24 protein-coding genes are annotated in these 19,586 nt (G+C 71.0%); 16 read left to right on the top strand and 8 right to left on the bottom strand.

Translation table 11 applies throughout. The annotated features are described in order from the left end of the window. The first annotated feature begins 76 nt into the window (after positions 1 to 76). The 3 genes from GVL05_RS01685 to GVL05_RS01695 are packed head-to-tail and all read left to right on the top strand — an operon-like array spanning position 77 to position 1,550. Positions 77 to 430 (top strand): SHOCT domain-containing protein, encoded by a 354-nt coding sequence (locus GVL05_RS01685; protein ID WP_131844819.1) that lies wholly within the window; start codon positions 77 to 79, stop codon positions 428 to 430. Between the two features lie 9 nt (positions 431 to 439). After that, entirely contained in the window at positions 440 to 850 is a 411-nt protein-coding gene (locus GVL05_RS01690) for a DUF6314 family protein (protein WP_159570733.1), read from the top strand. 34 nt (positions 851 to 884) lie between these two features. Beyond that, positions 885 to 1,550, top strand: coding sequence for a pentapeptide repeat-containing protein (locus GVL05_RS01695; RefSeq protein ID WP_159570736.1), 666 nt, complete (start codon positions 885 to 887; stop codon positions 1,548 to 1,550). 62 nt (positions 1,551 to 1,612) lie between these two features. Here GVL05_RS01695 and GVL05_RS01700 read toward each other — a convergent pair whose 3' ends face one another. Beyond that, positions 1,613 to 2,599, bottom strand: coding sequence for an NAD(P)/FAD-dependent oxidoreductase (locus tag GVL05_RS01700; RefSeq protein ID WP_159570739.1), 987 nt, complete (start codon positions 2,597 to 2,599; stop codon positions 1,613 to 1,615). A gap of 67 nt (positions 2,600 to 2,666) precedes the next feature. On the opposite strand from GVL05_RS01700, the gene GVL05_RS01705 reads away from it, so the two are divergent. Next, positions 2,667 to 3,275: a helix-turn-helix domain-containing protein gene (locus GVL05_RS01705; RefSeq protein WP_159570742.1), complete on the top strand. Its 609-nt coding sequence runs from the start codon at positions 2,667 to 2,669 to the stop codon at positions 3,273 to 3,275. 34 nt (positions 3,276 to 3,309) lie between these two features. On the opposite strand, the gene GVL05_RS01710 is transcribed toward GVL05_RS01705, so the two are convergent. Continuing rightward, positions 3,310 to 3,987 carry a hypothetical protein gene (locus GVL05_RS01710; protein ID WP_159570745.1) on the bottom strand — a complete coding sequence of 226 codons (678 nt, stop codon included), beginning with the start codon at positions 3,985 to 3,987 and terminating at the stop codon, positions 3,310 to 3,312. Between the two features lie 95 nt (positions 3,988 to 4,082). Then, positions 4,083 to 4,838 carry a glycosyltransferase family 2 protein gene (locus tag GVL05_RS01715; protein ID WP_159570748.1) on the bottom strand — a complete coding sequence of 252 codons (756 nt, stop codon included), beginning with the start codon at positions 4,836 to 4,838 and terminating at the stop codon, positions 4,083 to 4,085. A gap of 52 nt (positions 4,839 to 4,890) precedes the next feature. Here GVL05_RS01715 and GVL05_RS01720 point away from each other — a divergent pair, with 52 nt between their 5' ends. From GVL05_RS01720 to GVL05_RS01745, 6 genes are all read left to right on the top strand, one after another. Further along, positions 4,891 to 5,316 carry a MarR family winged helix-turn-helix transcriptional regulator gene (locus GVL05_RS01720; protein WP_159570751.1) on the top strand — a complete coding sequence of 142 codons (426 nt, stop codon included), beginning with the start codon at positions 4,891 to 4,893 and terminating at the stop codon, positions 5,314 to 5,316. 57 nt (positions 5,317 to 5,373) lie between these two features. Further along, entirely contained in the window at positions 5,374 to 6,015 is a 642-nt protein-coding gene (locus tag GVL05_RS01725; protein WP_159570754.1) for an MBL fold metallo-hydrolase, read from the top strand. 55 nt (positions 6,016 to 6,070) lie between these two features. Next, positions 6,071 to 6,760: an HAD family hydrolase gene (locus GVL05_RS01730; RefSeq protein WP_159570756.1), complete on the top strand. Its 690-nt coding sequence runs from the start codon at positions 6,071 to 6,073 to the stop codon at positions 6,758 to 6,760. Between the two features lie 66 nt (positions 6,761 to 6,826). Then, entirely contained in the window at positions 6,827 to 7,309 is a 483-nt protein-coding gene (locus GVL05_RS01735; protein WP_235035794.1) for a GNAT family N-acetyltransferase, read from the top strand. Between the two features lie 50 nt (positions 7,310 to 7,359). After that, on the top strand, positions 7,360 to 7,980 hold the full coding sequence (locus tag GVL05_RS01740) for a TetR/AcrR family transcriptional regulator (RefSeq protein ID WP_235035795.1): 621 nt from the start codon (positions 7,360 to 7,362) through the stop codon (positions 7,978 to 7,980). Continuing rightward, complete coding sequence (locus GVL05_RS01745) at positions 7,977 to 9,680, top strand: MDR family MFS transporter (RefSeq protein WP_159570759.1); 1,704 nt, start codon at positions 7,977 to 7,979, stop codon at positions 9,678 to 9,680. Before GVL05_RS01740 ends, GVL05_RS01745 begins: the two co-directional genes overlap by 4 nt. A gap of 263 nt (positions 9,681 to 9,943) precedes the next feature. Here GVL05_RS01745 and GVL05_RS01750 read toward each other — a convergent pair whose 3' ends face one another. Continuing rightward, a complete protein-coding gene (locus tag GVL05_RS01750; protein ID WP_235035796.1) occupies positions 9,944 to 10,942 on the bottom strand; it encodes a LacI family DNA-binding transcriptional regulator in 999 nt (332 codons plus the stop codon). 163 nt (positions 10,943 to 11,105) lie between these two features. On the opposite strand from GVL05_RS01750, the gene GVL05_RS01755 reads away from it, so the two are divergent. The 6 genes from GVL05_RS01755 to GVL05_RS01780 are packed head-to-tail and all read left to right on the top strand — an operon-like array spanning position 11,106 to position 16,725. Then, positions 11,106 to 12,119, top strand: coding sequence for a nucleoside hydrolase (locus GVL05_RS01755; protein WP_123937319.1), 1,014 nt, complete (start codon positions 11,106 to 11,108; stop codon positions 12,117 to 12,119). Positions 12,120 to 12,124: 5 nt separating this feature from the next. Further along, positions 12,125 to 13,555 (top strand): MFS transporter, encoded by a 1,431-nt coding sequence (locus GVL05_RS01760; RefSeq protein WP_159570762.1) that lies wholly within the window; start codon positions 12,125 to 12,127, stop codon positions 13,553 to 13,555. Then, on the top strand, positions 13,552 to 14,433 hold the full coding sequence (locus tag GVL05_RS01765; protein ID WP_159570765.1) for a ribokinase: 882 nt from the start codon (positions 13,552 to 13,554) through the stop codon (positions 14,431 to 14,433). Before GVL05_RS01760 ends, GVL05_RS01765 begins: the two co-directional genes overlap by 4 nt. Before the next feature lie 9 nt (positions 14,434 to 14,442). After that, the gene (locus GVL05_RS01770) at positions 14,443 to 15,387 is read left to right on the top strand and encodes a Ppx/GppA phosphatase family protein (RefSeq protein WP_159570768.1); all 945 of its coding nucleotides are present in this window, start codon (positions 14,443 to 14,445) and stop codon (positions 15,385 to 15,387) included. 19 nt (positions 15,388 to 15,406) lie between these two features. Then, entirely contained in the window at positions 15,407 to 16,117 is a 711-nt protein-coding gene (locus tag GVL05_RS01775) for a DUF998 domain-containing protein (protein WP_159570771.1), read from the top strand. Further along, entirely contained in the window at positions 16,114 to 16,725 is a 612-nt protein-coding gene (locus GVL05_RS01780; protein ID WP_159570774.1) for a TetR/AcrR family transcriptional regulator, read from the top strand. Before GVL05_RS01775 ends, GVL05_RS01780 begins: the two co-directional genes overlap by 4 nt. Here the strand turns inward: GVL05_RS01780 and GVL05_RS01785 are convergent. The 4 genes from GVL05_RS01785 to GVL05_RS01800 all read right to left on the bottom strand — a co-directional run bounded on the left by GVL05_RS01785 (position 16,722) and on the right by GVL05_RS01800 (position 19,569). Beyond that, a complete protein-coding gene (locus GVL05_RS01785; protein WP_123937324.1) occupies positions 16,722 to 17,333 on the bottom strand; it encodes an antibiotic biosynthesis monooxygenase in 612 nt (203 codons plus the stop codon). The genes GVL05_RS01780 and GVL05_RS01785 overlap by 4 nt on opposite strands. Positions 17,334 to 17,379: 46 nt before the next feature. Beyond that, entirely contained in the window at positions 17,380 to 17,862 is a 483-nt protein-coding gene (locus GVL05_RS01790; RefSeq protein ID WP_159570777.1) for a hypothetical protein, read from the bottom strand. A 236-nt stretch (positions 17,863 to 18,098) separates the two neighbouring features. Then, positions 18,099 to 18,479: a hypothetical protein gene (locus GVL05_RS01795; protein WP_159570780.1), complete on the bottom strand. Its 381-nt coding sequence runs from the start codon at positions 18,477 to 18,479 to the stop codon at positions 18,099 to 18,101. A gap of 70 nt (positions 18,480 to 18,549) precedes the next feature. Next, on the bottom strand, positions 18,550 to 19,569 hold the full coding sequence (locus GVL05_RS01800; RefSeq protein WP_159570783.1) for a Ku protein: 1,020 nt from the start codon (positions 19,567 to 19,569) through the stop codon (positions 18,550 to 18,552). Positions 19,570 to 19,586: the final 17 nt, after the last annotated feature.

Consider the following 19,586-nt stretch of genomic DNA (forward strand, 5'->3'; position numbering starts at 1 on the left):
TCGCGGGTGTCCTGGGAAGGAACGGGCGCTCGGGTCGCGCTACGCTTCGCTCGTCGTTGTGAGAAGGGGGAGCGCGATGGTGCTCAGTTGGTCGGCGTTCAGCGAACTCGAGGGACCGGGCGGCTCGGGGATGCCCGACCTGTTCGGCGGTTGGTTCGGCATCGCGTTCGGAGTCGTCGCAGCCCTGACGATCCTCACCACCCTGACGATCGTCGTCCTGACGCTCTACCGGGGCAAGCGGATGGCCGATCGCGGTCAGAACCCGCTCACCATGCAGGAGGACATCGCGTACCAGGCGATGCAGAGCCGGACGCTCGCGCCCGAGAAGCCGCTCGAACAGCGGCTCGCCGAACTCGACGACCTGCACGCTCGCGGTGTGATCTCCGACGAGGAGCACCGGGCGGCGCGAGCCGAGGCTCTGCGCGGTTAACCTGGGGCGGTGCTGCTGCCGACGGACCTGCTGGGGGAGTGGGTGCTCAGCCGGACCCTGGACGACCGGCGTGCCGGCGTGCAGGGCGTCGTCACCGGCACCACGACGCTGACCGCGGTCGGCACGGACGAGGTGCGCTGGGACGAAGCGGGCGTGATGACCTTCGGCGGCCGGACCACCCCGGTGTCCCGGACGCTGACCGTCCGGCGGGACGATGACCACGCGTGGACCGTGCACTTCGCTGACGGCCGGGTGTTCCACGACTGGGTGTGGGGAGCGAGCGTCGCCCACGCCTGTGCACCGGACGACTACACCGGGGCACTGGACGGCGACGAGCAGCGGTGGACCGTGCGCTGGGAAGCCCGGGGCCCGGCGAAGGACTACCGGCTCGACAGCGTGCTGACCCGGTTGCCGGTGTGACCACGACGTCACCGGCACGCGCCAGACTGAGTCCATGGCACGTTCCTCCGGCACCGAAGCCCCGCGCATCACCCTGACCGAGCCCGTCGACCTGCAGGACTGGGTCCCCGGACCCGGCGACGTCCTGACCGGCGACCGCATCGAGGGGAAGCGCATCGGCGTGCTCGACCTGGCCGGTGAGCGGCTGCCCGACCTCGAGATCGAGGAGTGCGTCATCGACACCATCCGTGGCGACGGCGCCGACTTCCGCGGGCTCCGGGTGCACGACTCGATCATCGACACGCTCGACGCCCCGGTGCTGCGGGCGTCGAGCAGCTCGTGGCGCGAGGTCCGGGTGTCCGGCGGTCGCATCGGTTCCGGCGAGCTGTACGACTCCGGGTTGAACGGCGTCGAGTTCGTCGGGATGAAGTTCGGGTTCGTGAACCTGCGCGGGTCGACGCTCACCGACGTGGTGTTCCGCGACTGCGTCATCGACGAGCTCGACATCGCGGACGCGAAGCTGCTCCGGGTGTCGTTCGAGGGCAGCAGCATCCGCGACGCCGAGGGGTCCAACACCCGGATCGACCACGTGGACCTGCGGGGTGCGGACCTCGACCGGGTCGAGCGCCTCGAGGGGTTCCGCGGTGCGACGATCGGCGCCGACCAGCTGTACACGCTCGCCCCGCTGCTGGCGGCGCAGGCGGGCTACCGCGTCGGCTGACGGCTGCCCCGAGTCTCGGGGTGGACGACAGTCCTCGCGGCTCCAAGCGCGAGGACTGTCGCTCAGGCCGAGACTCGCCCAGAGCCCGCCGCCGCGGCCAGCGCCGCCGCGAGGTCGGCCTGCACCAGGTCGCCGTGGGCCGCAGCCCCGGCCTGGACCCCGGCGGCAGCGGACGCGATGACCGTCGCCATCGGGGCCGCCACGTTGCCGGCCGCGTACACACCGCGCACCGAGGTCTGCCCGGCCGGGTCGACCGTCAGCGCGCTCGCGTACCGGAAGTCACCCATCATCTGGTCGGTGGCGGCCAGGCCGAGCCCGGACAGGAAGTCCACGCGCGCTTCAGCGGTGCTCGCCGCGGCCAGGGCGTCGAGTTCGACGACCTCGCCGGAGCCGAGCGTGACCCCGGTCAGCGTGCCCTCCGACGAGCGGACCTGCGTGACCGTGTCATCCACGACCTCGATCCCGCGGGCCCGCAAACCGGCCAGGGCGGTGTCGTCGACGAGTGCCGGATCGGTGACGAACGCGGTCACGTGCTCGCTCAACGCCCGGAACATCAGCGCGTGGTGCACGCCGTTCGGTGTCGTCACGAGCACGCCGATGCGCTGGTCGCGGATCTCCCACCCGTGGCAGAACGGGCAGTGCACGACCCCGCGCCCCCACTGTTCGGCCAGGCCCGGTACCTGCGGCAGGACGTCCACGGCGCCGGAGGCGACGACGAGCCTGCGGGCGGTGACGACCGTGCCGGAGTCCAGCGTGACCGAGAAGCCGACCGGGTCGGTGCCGTCACCCGTCGTGGCGGACGCGGCCACGATCCTCCCGGCCGTCACCTCGACTCCGTAGGCGGCGACCTCGTCGCGACCGATCGCGGACAGCTCGGCGGGGGCGATGCCCTCGCGCCCGAGGTAGTTGTGGGCGCCTGCCGACGGCGCGTTGCGGGGCTCGCCCGCGTCGACGACGAGGACGGAGCGGCGGGAGCGCCCGAGGACGAGGGCGGCGGAGAGGCCGGCGGCTGCTCCGCCGATGACGATGACGTCGTAGTGATCAAGCATGCAAGGAGCATGCGGCCGATGGGTCGCAGACAGCAAGGAACCTTGCTGATGTGGCAAACTGGGCAGTATGTCCCACGGCCCGCAGGAACCAGTCGCCCCCCGCACGACCGCCCAGGTCGTCGACGGGGTGGGGCCGCGGTTGCGCACGCTCCGTGCCCACCGGGACGTCACGCTCGCCGCCCTGTCGGAGGAGACCGGGGTGTCGGTGAGTACGCTCTCGCGGCTCGAGTCGGGGCAGCGCAAGCCGACGCTCGAGCTGCTGCTCCCACTGGCGCGGGCGTACCAGGTGCCGCTCGACGACCTGGTCGGAGCACCGCAGACCGGCGACCCCCGGGTGCACATGAAGCCCGAGGTGCACGGCGGCCGGGTCGTCGTGCCGTTGACGAAGCGCACCGGCGGCGTGCGGTCGTTCAAGCAGCTGTTCCCGCCGAACACACCGGGCGGCGAACCGTCGCTCAAGACGCACGAGGGCTACGAGTGGCTCTACGTCCTGTCGGGCCGTCTGCGCCTGGTGCTCGGCGAACACGACCTCGACCTCGGGCCGGGTGAGGTCGCCGAGTTCGACACCCACACCCCGCACTGGATGGGCAACGTCACCGATTCGGTGACCGAGGTGCTGTGCCTGTACGGGCCGCAGGGGGAGCGGGCGCACGTGCGGTCGAGACCGACGCGCTGACCCGCTGACCCGCGGGCCAGCTGGCCCGCTCGGTCTACGACGTGAAGACGTGGTCCATGACGTCGTCGAGGAGCCCCGAGGTCTCGATGTTCGACTGCTGGATGTGGATGCCGATGTCACCACGCGTGAAGTAGGTGTCCCCGTCGGTGACGGGGTACTGCTCGTTCTTCGACACCTTCTGGCACTGGTAGCCACCGGCCTCGTTGCCGCAGTCGTAGCCGTCGTCCGGCAGCTTCTGCAGCGCTGCGCTCGCGGTTGCCGAGTCCACGACGTCGACCGCGATCGACAGGTAGGAGATGTCGGCCTGCGGTTCCCGCCACACGCAGTACAGACGCTTGCCGTCGGCCTGCAGGACGGGGGTGAAGGCACTCTTCGGGATCGCGATCGGGTCGCCGACGACCGAGGGGTCGTTCAGCGGAGTGGAGGCGAACGCGTCGTCCCACTTGCCGGGGGTGATGAGATCGGTGCAGCTCGCCGGCACCGTGCCGCCGTCGTAGTCGACCCCGGGGACCTGCGTGATCGTCGATGTCGGCTCCGGAGTGCTGCTCGTGCTGGCGCTCGGTGTGCCGGTGCTCTCCGCCGTCGTCGCGGACGGCGTGCCCGGCCCCGCTGGTGCGCTCTGGGCGCAGCCTGACAGGGCGAGTCCGACCGCCAGTGCCGCCGTCAGCGTCGCCGTGATCCCGGATGTCGTCGTGCGCGCTGATCGCCGCATCGTTCCCCCTCGTTCGTCGTGCGGACGTGCCCGCACGATAGAACGTAGGCGGACGTGCTGACGGCGTCTGCAAGCGTCACCGTTCCGTGATCCCGTCAGCGCGTGCGCCACCCGCGCCGCACCCGCAGCCCCACGCGCACCCGCCGCGCCCACCGACGCACCGGGTTCGCCCGCCGGCCGTTCACGCGGAACGTGTGGAAGGCGCGTCGCGTCCGCAACAGTGCGGACGGGAGGCCCGACAACGGTCGCGCGGACACCTGCACCGTGAGCACGGGGTCGGCCACCACCCGCCAGGCCGGGTCGAGCTGCATGCTCAGGTCGACGTCGTCGTGCACCTCGGGGTCCTCGCGGTGCGCTCGGCTGCGGACCGCGTCCCAGGTCCACCGCCGCATCGCCATCGCGGAACCGAACAGCGGTGGGCGGCCGAGCGCGGCCCACATGAGCGCGAAGTACGGCCGCATGTAGACGGCGTCCCACAGTCGTCCGATCAGCGGTCCGCCGTCGTGCGGACACCCGGGTCCGGTCACCGCGACGACCGACGGATCAGCCAACAGCCGCACCGCGTCGGCGATCCACCCCGGCGGCGGGACGGAGTCGGCGTCGAGCCGGACGAGGACGTCTCCGGAGGCCCGGTCGTAGCCGCGCGCCGAGGCCCGGGCGATGCCACGGATGCGTTCGGTGAGCACGATCGCCCCCGCTGCCTGGGCGACCTCGGCACTGTCGTCCCGGCTGCCGTTGTCGACCACGACGACCTCGTCGGCGAGCAGTGTCTGCACCGCGAGGGCGTCGAGGCAGCGTCGCAGGTGCGCAGCGTCGTCGCGCACGGGGATGACGACGGAGACGCGGACCATCCTCCGATCCAACCGGAGGTCCGCTGTGCGACCACGCGGTAGCGTTCCGGGCATGGACCGGACCGACGAACTCGCCGTGGAGCTCCGGCACGCGATCGGTCGCGTCGTGCGCGCTGCGAAGCGGGAGGCGGACTCGTTGCCCACCGCCCACGCAACGACCCTCGGGTTCCTCGAGCGCGAGGGGCCGATGCCGATCGCGGAGCTGGCACGTCGCCGTGCGGTGAAGCACCAGGGGCAGTCGCGCACGGTCGGGGAGCTCGCCGACCTCGGGTACGTCGAGCGGACGGCGTCGGAATCCGACCGTCGGGTGTCGGTCATCCGCATCTCCGACACCGGCAGCGAGGTCCTCCGCCGGGACATGCTCGCGCGGGCCGACTGGTTGGCGACGGCGATCCGCGAGGAACTCGACGACGAGGAACGCGCGGCCCTCGAACGCCTGCCCGGCATCTTCGAACGGTTGGCCCGGCGCGCCGACTGAGTGCTCCCTCACCCGGATCGGCCACCAGAAGTACAACACAGTTGTAGTGTTGTCGGCATGGAGCTGACGAAGTACAACCACGCCACCGTCGTCCTCGAGCAGGACGGCACCACCCTCGTCATCGACCCGGGTACCTTCACGCCCGAGGCTGCTGATCTTGCCGGCGCTGCCGCCGCGGTCCTCATCACCCACGAGCACGCCGACCACTTCGACGTCGACGCCGTCCGTGCCGGGCTCGACGCGAACCCGTCGCTCGTGGTCCGCGGGCCGGCGGCGATCGTCGAGCAGGTGGGTGACCACGACGGCCGCGTCGCTGCGGTCCGTGCCGGTGACGCGTTCGAGGTCGGGCCGTTCTCCGTGCAGGTCTTCGGCGAGGAGCACGCCGTCATCCACCGCGACATCCCGACGATCGCGAACGTCGGGTACCTGGTGAACGGCACCGTCTTCCACCCGGGTGACGCGTACCTCGAGCCGGGGGTCCCCGTGCAGACGCTGCTCCTGCCGACCAGCGGTCCGTGGACGAGCACCGCCGCCGCGGTCGACTACGTCCGATCGGTGGCGCCGGAGCGTGCCGTGCAGATCCACGAGGCGATGCTGAGCGACCTCGGCCAGCAGTCCACCGCGCGGTTCCTCGGATCCGACGGTCTCGGACCGGTGCCGGTCCTGATCCTGCCCGCGGGGGGATCGATCACCGTCTGACGGACGCGACCGTGCTCCTGGGAGGCGATCCGCGCCTCCCGGGCAGCATGGAGGGATGTCCGACGCTCCCTCGACCGCAGTCCTCTTCGACATCGACGGCACGCTCGTCGACTCGAACTACGCCCACATCGATGCCTGGTGGCGCGCTGCCCGCGCAGCGGGCGAGTCCGTGGACGCCTGGCGGATCCACCGCGCGATCGGCATGGACTCCGCGAAGCTGCTCGAGACGCTGCTGCCGGACGCGTCCGACGAGACGCGCGACACCGTCAAGCAGTTCCACACCGCCTACTTCGCCGAGCACATGCCGCAGCTGCGGCTGCTGCCGGGCGCCCGTGACCTGCTCCGTGCGGTCGCCGAGGCCGGGCACGCCGTCGTCCTGGCGACGAGTGCGCCGGAGCACGAACTGGCGCGGCTCCGCGAACTGCTCGACGCCGAGGAGTGGCTCACCGCGGTGACGAGCTCCGAGGACGTCGAACAGGCGAAGCCGGACCCCGGGATCATCCAGGTGGCGCTCGACCGGGCCGGTGTGCGTGCTGACGCTGCCGTGATGGTCGGTGACGCGATGTGGGACGTCGAGTCGGCCGGACGCGTCGGGGTGACGACCGTCGCGGTGATGACCGGCGGCATCGGCGGCGACGAACTCCGCGGAGCCGGCGCCGCCGAGGTCCACGACGACGCCGCTGCCGTGCTCGCCGCGCTGCGGTCCGGGGACGGCGCGATCGCCGCGCTGGGTGGGCGCGCGTGAGCGAGCGTCTGGGTGGGCGCGCGTGAGCGTGCACCGCTGCCGGCATCCGTGACAGGATCGTCGACCGTGATCACGATCGAACGCGTGTCCTGGGGCGACCCCCGATCCGTGGCGCTCCGCGCCCGCATGGACGACGAGATGCACGAACGCTACGGTTCGTCGAACGGCGACGAGGACCCGGCGATCACGGCTGAGCGGAGCCGCGCGCTGTCCGTCGACCCGTCGACCGTCGTCGCCTCGGTCCTGGCGCTCGACGAGTCCGGTGACGCCGTCGGGCACATCGCGATCCGCCGTCTCGGCGACGAGGTCGAGCTGAAGCGACTGATCGTGCTGACGTCGGCTCGCGGCAAGGGCGCCGCCACCGCACTGCTCGACGAGTGCGAGCGCATCGGCCGCGAGCTCGGCGCACCCCGGCTCATCCTGCAGACCGGTGACAAGCAGCCCGACGCGGTCGCCCTGTACGAGAAGACCGGGTGGAGCCCGATCCCGGTCTACGCGCCGTACGCGGCGACGATGCCGTGGTCGTTCTGCTTCGAGAAGGCGCTCTGAGGCTTCCCGTCCGTATTGCACTCTCAGGGAGATAGTGCAATTCTTGCTCGGTGAGCACCACCGAACGCACCCGCGCACTGCGCCGACGCATGATCGTCGAAGCGCGTCGGGCGACCGTCGAGCACGGGTTGAGCGGTTTCACGATCGAGCAGCTCTGCGAGACCGTCGGGGTGTCACGGCGCACGTTCTTCAACCACTTCGCGTCGAAGGACGACGCCGTGCTCGGCATCGAGCTGCACGCCGACGTCGAGGTGATCGAGGCCTACGCCGCCGGCGGGGCCGTGCCTGCAGGCCTCGGTCCACTCGACTCGATCGTCGCCCTGGCGATCGACCAGGTCCACCGCTACGGCATCGACCGGTCGGACGAGGTCCTGGTGCGCCGGGTCTTCGAGCGGGAGCCGGCACTCGTCGCGCGGTTCCTGTCGGCGACCGACGTGCAGCTCGCCCGCATCACCGCGGCGCTGCGACAGCGGTTCGGCTGGCCGGATCCGTCCGACCGCCGTGCGCGCCTGGTCACCGAAGCGGCCGCGGCGCTGGCGAAGGTCACCGCCGAGACCTACTTCGACGACGCCTTCGACGAGGCCACCGGCCCGCCGTTCGACGAGCTGCTCACCCAGAACCTCCGCCTGATGAGGGCGGCCATCACCACCGGACAGGACTCCACACCATGAGCGCAACCGCGCCGGGCACCACCAAGCGTGCCCGCCCCGGCACCGACGGACCGCTGCTGCTGACACAGCGCCGGATCTGGATCATCTTCTCCGCGCTCATCGCGGGGATGCTGCTCTCCAGCCTCGACCAGACCATCGTCTCGACGGCGATGCCCACCATCGTCGGCGAGCTCGGCGGCGTCGCGCACCAGGCGTGGCTGACGACCGGGTACCTGCTCGCCTCGACCATCGTGATGCCCGTCTACGGCAAGTTCGGTGACGTCCTGGGCCGCCGCAACCTGTTCCTCATCGCGATCGCCCTGTTCACCATCGCGTCCGCCGGGTGCGCCTTCGCCGGCGACTTCACGCAGCTCGTCGTGTTCCGCGCCATGCAGGGGCTCGGCGGCGGCGGTCTGATGATCCTGTCGCAGGCGATCATCGCCGACATCGTGCCCGCCTCGCAGCGCGGCAAGTACCTCGGCCCGCTCGGTGCGATCTTCGGCCTGTCCGCGATCGGCGGCCCGCTGCTCGGTGGCTTCTTCGTCGACCACCTCACCTGGAACTGGGCGTTCTACATCAACATCCCGGTCGGCATCGCGGCGTTCTTCGTGGCGTGGTTCGCGCTGACCCTGCCGAACAAGAAGGCGACGAAGCGCATCGACGTGCTCGGCGTGCTCTTCATGTCCGCCGCGACCACGTGCCTGGTGTTCTTCTCGGAGTTCGGCGGCAGCAAGGACCACGGCTGGGACGCCCCCGAGACCTGGGCGTGGTTCGCCGGGCTCGTCGTCTCCGCCGCGCTCCTCGTGCTCGTCGAGTCGCGTGCGCAGGACCCGGTCCTGCCGCTGTCGTTCTTCAAGAACCGCACGTTCCTGCTCGCGACCGGCATCGGCCTGGTGCTCGGCATCGGCATGTTCGCGGCGATCGGCTTCGTCCCGACGTTCCTGCAGATGGCATCAGGCACCTCGGCCGCGGTGTCGGGTCTGCTGATGCTGCCGATGATGGTCGGCCTGATCGGCACCTCGATCGCGTCCGGCAACCTGATCACCAAGACCGGCCGCTACCGGATGTTCCCGATCATCGGCACGGTCCTGGTCGCCATCGCGATGCTCGCGATGACCCAGCTCGCCGCGGCCACCCCGATCTGGCTGATCTGCGCGTACCTGTTCGTCTTCGGCGCCGGGCTCGGACTGATCATGCAGGTGGTCGTCCTGGTCGCGCAGAACGCCGTGCCGGCCGAGCAGGTGGGCACCGCGACCTCGACGAACAACTACTTCCGCGAGGTCGGCGCCTCCCTCGGGACCGCCGTGTTCGGTGCGCTGTTCACGGCCCGGCTCACGACGTCGCTCACCGACGTGTTCACCGGTGCCGGCGGCTCGGCGACCGATGCGGCGTCGTCGGCGGGCAGCATCGACCCCGCGACCGTGGCGAAGCTGCCCGAGGCAGTGCAGGACGGCATCGTGAACGCGTACGCCGACTCGCTGGCGCCCGTGTTCTGGTACCTGCTGCCCTTCATCGCGGTGGCGTTCCTGCTCGCCCTGTTCCTGCCGCAGATCACGCTCTCCGACACGGCCGGCATGGTCGCCCGTGGTGAGGCCGTCGGTGGCGACGAGGCCGACGAGCTCGAGCGTGCGCAGCGCGAGGGCCGGGCGGAGTCCGTGTCGGCGGAGTCCGGGTCGTCGGGTGGTGAGACGCCGGCGTCCCGCCGGGACACCTCCGACTGAGCGAGACGCCGCCGGATCAGGCGGCGTCCTGCGGATCGCGGGGCGCGTTGTGGAGACGACGGCGTGCTGACGGGAGGCGCGGTGCCAGCTGGTGCCGCGCCTCCCGTCCGTCGTCCGGTCGCGTTCACTGCCGCGGCCGGCCCCGAGTCTCGGGCTCAGCGACATTATTCGTGCTCGTCGGCGCGAGAACTGTCGTCCAAGCCGAGTCTCGCCGCGCCGCCGCCGAGTCTCGCGGCGGGCGGGCGGGTGCTCCGCGGCGGGCGCTACGCGCCGGTGCTCGCGCGGCGCACCAGGCGGGTGGGGAGCGCTGCCGGCTCGGCCGCGGTGCCGTCGAGCGTCGCGAGCAGTCGCTCTGCGGCCGCGCGCCCGAGGTCGGCGCCGGGCAGGGCGACGCTCGTCAGCGCGGGGGCCGTCACCGACGACGACGGCAGGTCGTCGAAGCCGGCGACCGCGAGCTCACCGGGGACCGCGATGCCCAGCGACCCGGCGATGCGCAGGACGCCGTAGGCGAGGGTGTCCGCTGCCGCGACGACCGCGGTGACGTCGTCGTCCTGCCAGGCCTCGATGACGTGCTCGGTGGCCGAGGCGGCGGCGTCCACGGTGAGGTCGGCGCGGGCGGTGACCTCGGACACGGTGATGCCTGCGGCGGCGCACTCCTGCTCGAAGAGGTCGCGCCGGACCCCGAACGTCGTCGCGCGGGAGGTCCCGTCGAGGTACCCGACGCGGCGGTGCCCCCGTTCGTGCAGGTGTGCGACGAGGTCGTGGACGCCGGGGGAGAGGTCGTAGTTGACGGCCTCGGTGCCACCGGGGGCGTCGAGGAGCACCACGGGCACGCTCGCCGACATCGACTCGCCGGCGGCCGGGGCGTCGACGAGGATGCCCGCCGGGCGGAGGCGTTCGAAGCGGCGGACGTCGGCTGCCAGGGGCTGCGCGCCGCGCTCGGTGACCGACAGCACGAGCTGGAACCGGTCGCCGATGGTGTCGCGCACGCCGCGGATGACCTCGGCGAAGAAGGGGTTCGACAGGTCGGGGGCGATGAGGACGACCAGGTCGCCGCTGCCGCGCGCCAGGGAGCTCGCGGCGTGGTCGACGACGTAGCCGAGCTCGTCGACGGCGTCGCGCACCCGCGTGGCGATGGGGACGGAGACCCGGCCGCGGTCCTTGCCGTTGACGACCAGGGAGACCGTGGCGATGCTCGTTCCGGCGCGCTCGGCCACCATGGCAGCGGTCACACGGCGGCCCGGAGCGACGGATGAAGGCACGGGTCGATGCTACCGAGGGCGCCTCGACGACTTGACGTCAAACGCTTGACGTGTTTCGATGTCAAACGCTTGACGCGCTGCGCGACGACGATCTGTCGGACCGCGGATCCCCACCGCGTCGAGCACAGACCCCTCGATTCCCCGAAGAAGTGGAGCGCCCAGCGTGCCCAGTGCGACCCAGCCCGCGAAGATCATCCTCGACTGCGACCCCGGCCACGACGACGCCGTCGCCATCCTGCTGGCCCACGGCAACCCGGACATCGAGCTCCTGGCCGTCACCACCGTCGTCGGCAACCAGACGCTGCCGAAGGTCACCCGCAACGCCCTCGCCGTCGCGCGCATCGCCGGCATCACCGGGGTGCCGTTCGCCGCGGGCGCCGATCGTCCGCTCCTGCGCCAGATCGAGGTCGCCCCGGACATTCACGGCGAGAGCGGCCTCGACGGGCCGATGCTGCCCGAGCCCTCGTTCGAGCTCGACCAGCGGCACGCCGTCGACCTGATCATCGAGACGGTCATGGCGCACGAGCCCGGCACCGTCACGCTGGTGCCGACCGGCGGCCTGACGAACATCGCCCTCGCGGCCCGCAAGGAACCCCGCATCGTCGAGCGCGTCAAGCAGGTCGTACTCATGGGCGGTGGCGTGCACGTCGGCAACTGGAGTCCCGTCGCCGAGTTCAACATCGTCATCGACCCCGAGGCCGCGTCGATCGTCTTCGACGCCGGCTGGGACGTCGTCATGGTCGGACTCGACCTGACGCACCAGGCTCTCGCCACCCCGGAGGTCGCCGCACGCATCGCCGCCGTCGGCACCGCCCCCGCCGCGTTCGTCGGCGAGCTGCTCGACTTCTTCGGCCAGACCTACAAGGACGCGCAGGGCTTCGACTCCCCGCCGGTGCACGACCCCTGCGCCGTCGCCTACGTCATCGACCCGACCATCGTCCGCGCCGTGAAGGTCCCGATCCACATCGAGACCCAGGGCACCCTGACGCTGGGCATGACCGTCGCCGACTTCCGTGCGCCCGCGCCGGAGGACTGCCGGACGAGCGCGGCCATGGAGCTCGACCACGAACGGTTCTGGGACCTGGTCGTCGACGCCCTCGAGCGCATCGGCGAGACCCCTGACACCGGCTGGACCCCGCGCGCCGCCACGACCACCACCACGACCTCGGAGATCTGAGCACCATGACCACCACATCGACGAAGAAGTCGATCGGCGCCCTCACCGCGGCGCTCCTCGCAGCGTGCATCGCGTTCCAGCTCAACGCGAGCATGCTCAGCCCCGCGCTGGTCACGATGGCGCGCGAGCTCAAGACCGACGACGCCACGATCGGGCTCTCGCAGACCCTGTACTTCACGCTCGCGGCACTGTTCTCGCTGTTCCTGCCGCGCCTGTCCGACATCGTCGGCCGCAAGCGCGTCCTGGTCGGCATGCTCGCCGTGATGCTCGTCGGCAGCATCGTCGCCGCACTCGCCGTGAACGTGCCGATGCTGTTCGCCGGCCGGATCATCCAGGGTGTCACCGGTCCGGTCGTCCCGATCTGCCTGCTCGTCCTGCGCAACGAGATCGCCGACCCGAAGCGCTACGGCGCCGCGCTCGGTCTGCTCACCGCCGTGAACGGCGGCATCGCCGGGGTCGATGCCCTGGCCGGTGGCTGGATCGCCACGAACTTCGGGTTCCGCGGGATCTTCTGGGTCATCGCCGTCGTCACCGTCATCGCGCTGGCGCTCGTCGCCGTGTGGGGTGTGGAGTCGAAGCCGTCCGCCGGTACCCGGATGGACTGGATCGGTGTCGTGCCCCTCGTCGTCTCGGTCGGGGCACTGCTCACCGCGTTCAACGAGGCCGGCAAGCTCGGTGCCGCCAACCCGGCGCTGGTGATCGGCGGCGTCGTCGTCGCGCTCGCCGCCTTCGCGGTGTTCTGGGCGGTCGAGTCCCGCGTGAAGGAGCCGCTCGTCGAGACCCGGTTCCTCAAGCGCCGTGCCACGTGGGCGCTCCTCGCGACGACGTTCCTGACCATGACGGGCGTCTTCGCGGTCGTCAACGGTCTCGTCACGTCGCTCGCGCAGAACGGCGACGCCGGCTTCGGCATGGAACCCGACCTCGCCTCGCTGGTGTTCCTCACCCCCTACGCGCTGGTCGGCTGGATCGTCGGTCCGTTCGCCGGACGCCTCGCGCCGACCATCGGCTACCGCGCCGTGCTCCGCTTCGGCCTCATCGGCAGCATCGTCTCGACGGTCCTGATGGCGCTCGTGGGCGTGCACTCGCTGCCGGTCCTGGTCACCGCGACCGTCCTGATCGGCATCACGTACGCCGGCATCGCGAACATCATCCTGAACGGCCTGGGCATCGTGCTCTCGCCGGAGTCGAACCCCGGCTTCCTGCCCGGTCTGAACGCCGGTGCGTTCAACCTCGGTGCCGGGGTCAGCTTCGCCGTCCTGCCGGCGCTGCAGATCGCGCTCGGGGTCGGCGGGTCCGCGGGCACCGCCGGGTACTCCGGTGGCATGCTGCTCGGTGCCGTGATCACGACCGCCGCGCTCGCGATCTCGTTCCTCATCCCCCGCCCGGAGAGCGCCGAGACCACGTCCGTCGCGCCGCAGAAGGAGACCGTCCGTTGACCCAGACCATCGTGATCGTCGGATCGCTCAACGCGGACCTGGTGGTCCGGACCGAGCGGTTCCCGAAGCCCGGTGAGACCCTGCACGGGTCCGACCTGGCGATCCTGCCGGGTGGCAAGTCCGCCAACCAGGCGGTGGCTGCCGGGAGGCTCGGGGGCACGGTCCGCATGATCGGTGCGGTCGGCGACGACGGGAACGGTGCGCTGCTCCGCGACTCCGTCGCGGCTGCGGGTGCGGACACGACGCACGTCGCCGTCCGGGAGGGCGTGGCCACCGGCACCGCCGTCATCACGGTCGACGCCGCGGGGGAGAACACCATCGTGATCTCCGCCGGCGCCAACGGCACGCTGACGCCGGACGACGTGCCCGCCGAGGCCTTCGACGACGCCGGCGTGCTCGGCCTCTGCCTCGAGGTCTCGATCGACGTCGTCCTCGCCGCAGCCCGGGCAGCGCACGCCGCCGGGGTAACGGTGCTGACGAACCTGTCGCCGTTCGGGGACGTCCCCGCCGAGTTGCTCGAGCTGACCGACGTCCTGCTCGTCAACGAGCACGAGGCCGAGTCGCTCGGCGAGCACGGTGTCGCGCGGTCGATCGTCACCCGCGGCGGCTCGGGCTGCGTCGTGCACGACGGTGATGCGGCCCCGGTGTCGATCGACGCCGTCCGGGTCGAGCCGGTGGACACCACGGGCTGCGGCGACGCCTTCATGGGTTCGGTGGCCCTGCGGCTGGCGGCGGGGGCCTCCCTCGTCGACGCCGCACGGTTCGCGGTGGGGGTCGGGGCGTACGCCGCGACCAAGGCGGGCGCACAGGCCTCGTACCCGACCACGGCGGAACTCGAGGCGTTCCTGCGGGCGGAGGACGGGCCTCCAGGCAGCTAGCGTTGTGGCATGCGCGTGGGAGTCCTCGACATCGGGTCCAACACCGGCCACCTGCTCGTGGTGGACGCCCACGGCGGCGCCGCGCCGCTGCCGGCGTCCTCGTTCAAGCAGCCGCTGCGGCTGGCCGAGCACCTCGACGACGCCGGCGCGGTGACGCCCGAGGGCGTCGACGCGCTGACGCGGTTCGTCGCGGACGCCGTCCGCGTCGCCGAGGAACGCGGCTGCGAGGACATGCTCGCCTTCGCGACCTCGGCCGTGCGCGACGCGGTGAACTCCGACGAGGTGCTCGCCCACGTCGAGGCCTCGACCGGGGTCGAACTGGCCGTCCTGTCCGGTGGGGACGAGGCGCGACTGACGTTCCTGGCGGTCCGGCGGTGGTTCGGGTGGTCCGCCGGACGGCTCGCGGTGTTCGACATCGGCGGCGGCTCGCTCGAGATCGCCGGGGGCGCCGACGAGGCGCCGGACGTCGCGTGGTCGATGCCGATCGGCGCTGCACGCCTGGCCCGGTCCTACTTCGCAGCCGGCACCCCGACCGAGGACGACGTCCGCCGCATCCGGCACGAGATCCGCGTGGAGATCGCCCGCGACGCCGGCAAGTTGCTCCGCGCCGGACGTCCGGACCGTGCCGTGGCGACCTCGAAGACCTTCCGGTCGATCGCGCGGATCTGCGGGGCGGCGCCCTCGGGTGCCGGTCCGCTCGTGCCGCGGGTGCTCGACGGTGACGTGCTCCGGTCGAAGCTGCCGGCGCTCCTGACCATGTCGGTCGACGAACTCGCGACGCTGCCCGGGGTGTCGGCGAGCCGTGCGCACCAGGTGGTGCCGGGTGCGCTCGTGGCCGAGGCCTGCCTCGACATCTTCGACCTGCCGGCGCTGGAGATCTGCCCGTGGGCGCTCCGCGAGGGCGTGATCCTCGAGCGGCTCGACCAGCTGTCGGTGCTGGGCAACTCCAAGTAGTGACCGTTATGGTCAGTACATGACCAAAACGGACACACCCCGTGCGCTCGTCCCCGGCGCACTCTGGACGGTCGCGGGAGTCGGATGGCTCGTCGGCGAAGCCGTCTCGGCGTCGGCGTTCCCCGGCTACAGCTACGCGACGAACTACATCTCCGACCTCGGGGTCCCCGACGTCGGAGCGTTCCAGGGGCGGGGGATCGACTCACCGCTGCACGCGCTCATGAACACGACGTTCATCGGGCAGGGCGTCCTGTTCGGGATCGCAGCGGTGCTCGCCGTCGTGGTGTTCCGTGCCGCGTCCCGCCGTGCGCGGTTGGCGACCGCGGTCCTCGCCGTGGTCCACCTGGTCGGGATGGTCCTGGTCGGCTCGTTCCACGGCAGCCAGACGAGCACCGACGGCGGCACCATCGTGTTCCACGTGCTCGGCGCGGCGGCAGCGATCACGACCGGCAACCTCGTGGCGATCACCGCCGGCATCGGGTCCCGGGCGCTGCGGGCACCGGCGGCCTACCGGATCGCGAGCGTCGCGCTCGGGATCGTCGGCCTCGTCTCCCTCGTGATGCTCGTCGTCGACTCGTCGTCGACGGTGATCGACGTGCTCCCCGACGGCGTGTGGGAGCGTGCGTCCGTGTACACGATCGTCGCGTGGGAGGTCATGACCGGGATCACCCTGCTGGTCGCGGGGACGCGGCGCCAGCGGGCGGCACGAGCCACGGCGGTCCGCGCATGACCCGGCCCGCGCGCCGTGCTCGGCCCTCTGCCGAGGAGATCAACGGGGACGTCCTGGACATCACCGCCGGACTCATCGCCCGCCGCGGCATCAAGGACACCGCCGTGCAGGCCGTCGCCGACCAGGCCGGCTACTCGAAGGCGGGCATCCTCGCCCGGTTCACGAGCAAGGAGATGCTCGTCGAGGCCGCGCTCGCGCAGTGCGCCGTGCAGACCGAGGCGATCCGGGCAGCTGCCTCCGACGCCCCCGCGGGGGAGTCCCGCGACGCCGCGGCGCTCGCGGGGATCGCCGACCTCGCACTCGCCCGGCCGGGGTGGGCGGAACTCGCCCTCGCGGCGTTCACCCTGCGGCGCGGGGACGACGTCGGCGTCCGGCTCGAACCGGTCGCCGCGACGCTCCTCGACGTGTTCGGCATCGACATGGTCGACGCCACGGCCACCCCGCTGGACCGGCGGGCGCGGGTCTCCGGGGCGTTCGGTGCGATCGTGATGCTCGCGCTGACGTACGAGACCGAGGCCTCCGCCGCCGAGGCCCGGCCGCACATGCTGCAGGTCGGGTGGGACGCCCTCGGCCACGACGGGTTCGTGCCGCTCGGGGTCGTCGACTAGGGCCGCTCGGACCTCGGTGGAGCCAGCAGCCACGGACGGATCAGCTTCGTCACGAAGGGCAGCACCCAGAACGTCATGATCGGTGTGAGCACGAGCGTCGTGATGAGCACCCGCGGCAGCGCTGCGAGTCCCGCGAACGACGGCACGAGCAGCCCGACGACGATCGTGAACGCCAGGTTCACCGGGAAGAAGCCGAGCCAGATGCTCACCGCCTGCTTCCACCGCGGGGGAGCGCTCGAGGCAGGGGCGTCCTGCGGGACGTCGAACCAGCCCTCGATGCCGGTGCGCTTCTCGACGCGGGACTCCACGACCAGGTCGCGACCGAGGTCGAGCCAGCGCAGCCGGTCGTCGGAGTTCTCCCACGTGGCCAGCGAGTCGTGGTCGGCGAAGCGGTAGAGCATGTGCCACTCGCGGGACTGCGCCCGGGACCGCACCCACCCGGAGCCGAGGAACCCCGGGTAGCGGTTGGCGAGGTTCACGCCGGACTGCACCCAGTGGGTGACCTCGGGGATGCGGTCGGGTTCGACCAGGCGGGTGATGGACACAGTGACGGGCGGGCCGGCGGTCTCGGGTGACGACTGCAGGCTCCCAGGCTCTTGTGGAGTCATGGGTCCAGTGTCGCGGACGCGTGTTACCGGCTCGTGTCGTCGGAGGTCAGTCCTCTGCTGACAGGCCGTGGAGCTGCATCGCCGCGATCACTGCAGGATCGTGCGTTCGGAGCGGTTCCGCGGTGACGTCGTGGAGCAACCGGCTCCGGTCCCCGTCGTCCGATCGCTCGAACACCGTCCAGAGCTCGAGGTCGGACCCGTGCCGGGAAAGGAACCGCACTCCGTCGAACACCGGGTTCATCGCCTCGTCGGTGAGTGAGTAGATCGCCAGGCCAACTCGTTGCGTCAGCGCCCGGTGCTTCGCCTGCTGGACGGCGGAGACGTCGAAGTCCGCGAGCCCCAGCCGCTGCGCGGACTCGAGGAACTCCGGACGGAGCTGTGCCACGGTCGCAGCTGCGCCGACGTCGCAGAACACTCCGGAAAGCGCCGCGCGGGCGAGGAGCCGCTCTCGGAACCACGTCGACGGTACGACACCGGCTTGGCCCGTCGGGTAGAGCGCATCGACTTCGTCTTCGATGATCTCCGCCATTGCGTCGATGACCTGAGGGTCCGGGCGGAACTGTGCGAGTACCTCGACGAGGGACGCGAACGGCGAGGAACCCGCGTAACTCGTCCGGTAGGTTCCGTTCGGCGAATCCCATCGGCCAGGGAACACTCCCCCGTCTGCCCACTTCCAATCGGACCAACCCCACGGCGTCGGCTTCCGACCGACGCGCCACACCGGTCCGTCGGGGCGGCAGGCGACGAGGTCGCCCTCGAGCTTCATCAGTCGTTCGCCACGAACGCTCGGGCCGCGTCCAAGACCCTCGGGCCGACTTCGTCCAGGTCGCCCTCGCGCAGGGTCCGCGCCGGGGAAGCGTCGTCGAGTCGCGGATTGAGTCCCTGGAACCAGGCTTGGGCAACGCGTTCTCCGTCGACCCCGGCGATGAACTCGGCCACGCGGAACGTGAGCTTCAGCCGCTGCTCGACGACGCTTGATGGCCGTCGGCCCCCGGCTTCGGACCATTGCTGCACCGCTCGGGTCTCGTTCACCCCCGCGATGTACGCGACCAGCTTGGAGCCGAGAACCGAGCGGAGGTCCCCCACGATCTCCGGGAGGTCAGCGCGGATCGAGCGTTCGAATGCCTGGAGCTCTGTGGTGCGCATGCTTGCAACTTACCACTCACACCCCGGATCACACCCCGGATCACACCAAACTGCGCCGCAGTGAAGAGGCCTAGCTCGCCTGCTTCTTCTCGGCGGGGGCCTTCTTGGCCACGGGTTTCTTCGCGGGTACCTTCTTTGCGGGGGTCTTCTTCGCGGGGGCCTTCTCGGTGGCCTTGGCGGGCGCAGTCTTCTTTGCAGGCGCCTTCGCGGCCGGCGCCTTCTTCGTCGAGCCGGACGCGCTCGAGTCGGAACCCGACGACGAACGCGAGCTGGACGCCGAACGCGACCCCGAGCCTCCTGTCCGCTTCTTGTCCACGGACGCACGCAGGGCGGCCATCAGGTCGAGGACGTCACCGCCCTCGCCCTCGTCGTCCTCGTCGTCCTTCGCGCCGAACGTCTTCTCGGTGTCGATGTCGTCACCGGCGTCGAGCTTGGCGTCGATGAGCTGCTGCAGTTCCTCTTGGTAGGAGTCGGTGTAGCGGTCGGGATCGAAGTCCGTCGACATGCTCTCGACGAGCGACGAGGACATCTTCAGCTCGTTCGCGCTGACCTTCACCGACGAGTCCAGCGCCGTGAAGTCGGCGGCTCGGACCTCGTCGCCCCACAGCAGCCCCTGCAGCAGGATGACGTCGTCGTGGACGCGCAGCACGCCGAGCCGGGTCTTCTGGCGCAGCGTGAACTGCACGATCGCGAGCCGGTCGGTCTTCGCCAGGGTCTCGCGCAGCAGCACGTAGGCCTTCGGCGAGCGCGAGTCCGGCTCGAGGTAGTACGTCTTCTCGAACATCATCGGGTCGACCTGATCGACGGGGACGAACTCGAGCACCTCGACCTCGTGCAACTGCTCCTCGGGGAGCTGCTTGAAGTCGTCCGCGGTCAGCACCACGGTCTTGTCGCCGTCGTCGTAGGCACGCTGGATGTCGGCGTACTCGACCTCGTGTCCGAACTCGCAGACGCGCTTGTAGCGGATGCGGCCCTTGTCCTCGTCGTGGACCTGGTGCAGGGACACGTCGTGGGTCTCGGTGGCCGCGTACACCTTGATGGGCACGTTGACGAGCCCGAACGCGATGGAACCCTTCCAGATCGACCTCATGCGCACATGATGCCCGT

Origin of the sequence: Curtobacterium sp. 18060 (assembly GCF_902706105.1) — a bacterium.
Taxonomy (GTDB): Bacteria; Actinomycetota; Actinomycetes; order Actinomycetales; family Microbacteriaceae; genus Curtobacterium.

What these genes read in the sequence shown, in the direction of transcription:
- GVL05_RS01705 (WP_159570742.1), top strand. Translation starts at nt 2,667, where the DNA reads ATGTCCCACGGCCCGCAGGAACCAGTCGCCCCCCGCACGACCGCCCAG.
- GVL05_RS01745 (WP_159570759.1), top strand. Translation starts at nt 7,977, where the DNA reads ATGAGCGCAACCGCGCCGGGCACCACCAAGCGTGCCCGCCCCGGCACC.
- GVL05_RS01720 (WP_159570751.1), top strand. Translation starts at nt 4,891, where the DNA reads ATGGACCGGACCGACGAACTCGCCGTGGAGCTCCGGCACGCGATCGGT.
- GVL05_RS01785 (WP_123937324.1), bottom strand. Translation starts at nt 17,333, where the DNA reads ATGACTCCACAAGAGCCTGGGAGCCTGCAGTCGTCACCCGAGACCGCC.
- GVL05_RS01715 (WP_159570748.1), bottom strand. Translation starts at nt 4,838, where the DNA reads ATGGTCCGCGTCTCCGTCGTCATCCCCGTGCGCGACGACGCTGCGCAC.
- GVL05_RS01780 (WP_159570774.1), top strand. Translation starts at nt 16,114, where the DNA reads ATGACCCGGCCCGCGCGCCGTGCTCGGCCCTCTGCCGAGGAGATCAAC.
- GVL05_RS01695 (WP_159570736.1), top strand. Translation starts at nt 885, where the DNA reads ATGGCACGTTCCTCCGGCACCGAAGCCCCGCGCATCACCCTGACCGAG.
- GVL05_RS01710 (WP_159570745.1), bottom strand. Translation starts at nt 3,987, where the DNA reads ATGCGGCGATCAGCGCGCACGACGACATCCGGGATCACGGCGACGCTG.
- GVL05_RS01790 (WP_159570777.1), bottom strand. Translation starts at nt 17,862, where the DNA reads ATGGCGGAGATCATCGAAGACGAAGTCGATGCGCTCTACCCGACGGGC.
- GVL05_RS01795 (WP_159570780.1), bottom strand. Translation starts at nt 18,479, where the DNA reads ATGCGCACCACAGAGCTCCAGGCATTCGAACGCTCGATCCGCGCTGAC.
- GVL05_RS01775 (WP_159570771.1), top strand. Translation starts at nt 15,407, where the DNA reads ATGACCAAAACGGACACACCCCGTGCGCTCGTCCCCGGCGCACTCTGG.
- GVL05_RS01760 (WP_159570762.1), top strand. Translation starts at nt 12,125, where the DNA reads ATGACCACCACATCGACGAAGAAGTCGATCGGCGCCCTCACCGCGGCG.
- GVL05_RS01800 (WP_159570783.1), bottom strand. Translation starts at nt 19,569, where the DNA reads ATGAGGTCGATCTGGAAGGGTTCCATCGCGTTCGGGCTCGTCAACGTG.
- GVL05_RS01730 (WP_159570756.1), top strand. Translation starts at nt 6,071, where the DNA reads ATGTCCGACGCTCCCTCGACCGCAGTCCTCTTCGACATCGACGGCACG.
- GVL05_RS01770 (WP_159570768.1), top strand. Translation starts at nt 14,443, where the DNA reads ATGCGCGTGGGAGTCCTCGACATCGGGTCCAACACCGGCCACCTGCTC.
- GVL05_RS01700 (WP_159570739.1), bottom strand. Translation starts at nt 2,599, where the DNA reads ATGCTTGATCACTACGACGTCATCGTCATCGGCGGAGCAGCCGCCGGC.
- GVL05_RS01685 (WP_131844819.1), top strand. Translation starts at nt 77, where the DNA reads ATGGTGCTCAGTTGGTCGGCGTTCAGCGAACTCGAGGGACCGGGCGGC.
- GVL05_RS01725 (WP_159570754.1), top strand. Translation starts at nt 5,374, where the DNA reads ATGGAGCTGACGAAGTACAACCACGCCACCGTCGTCCTCGAGCAGGAC.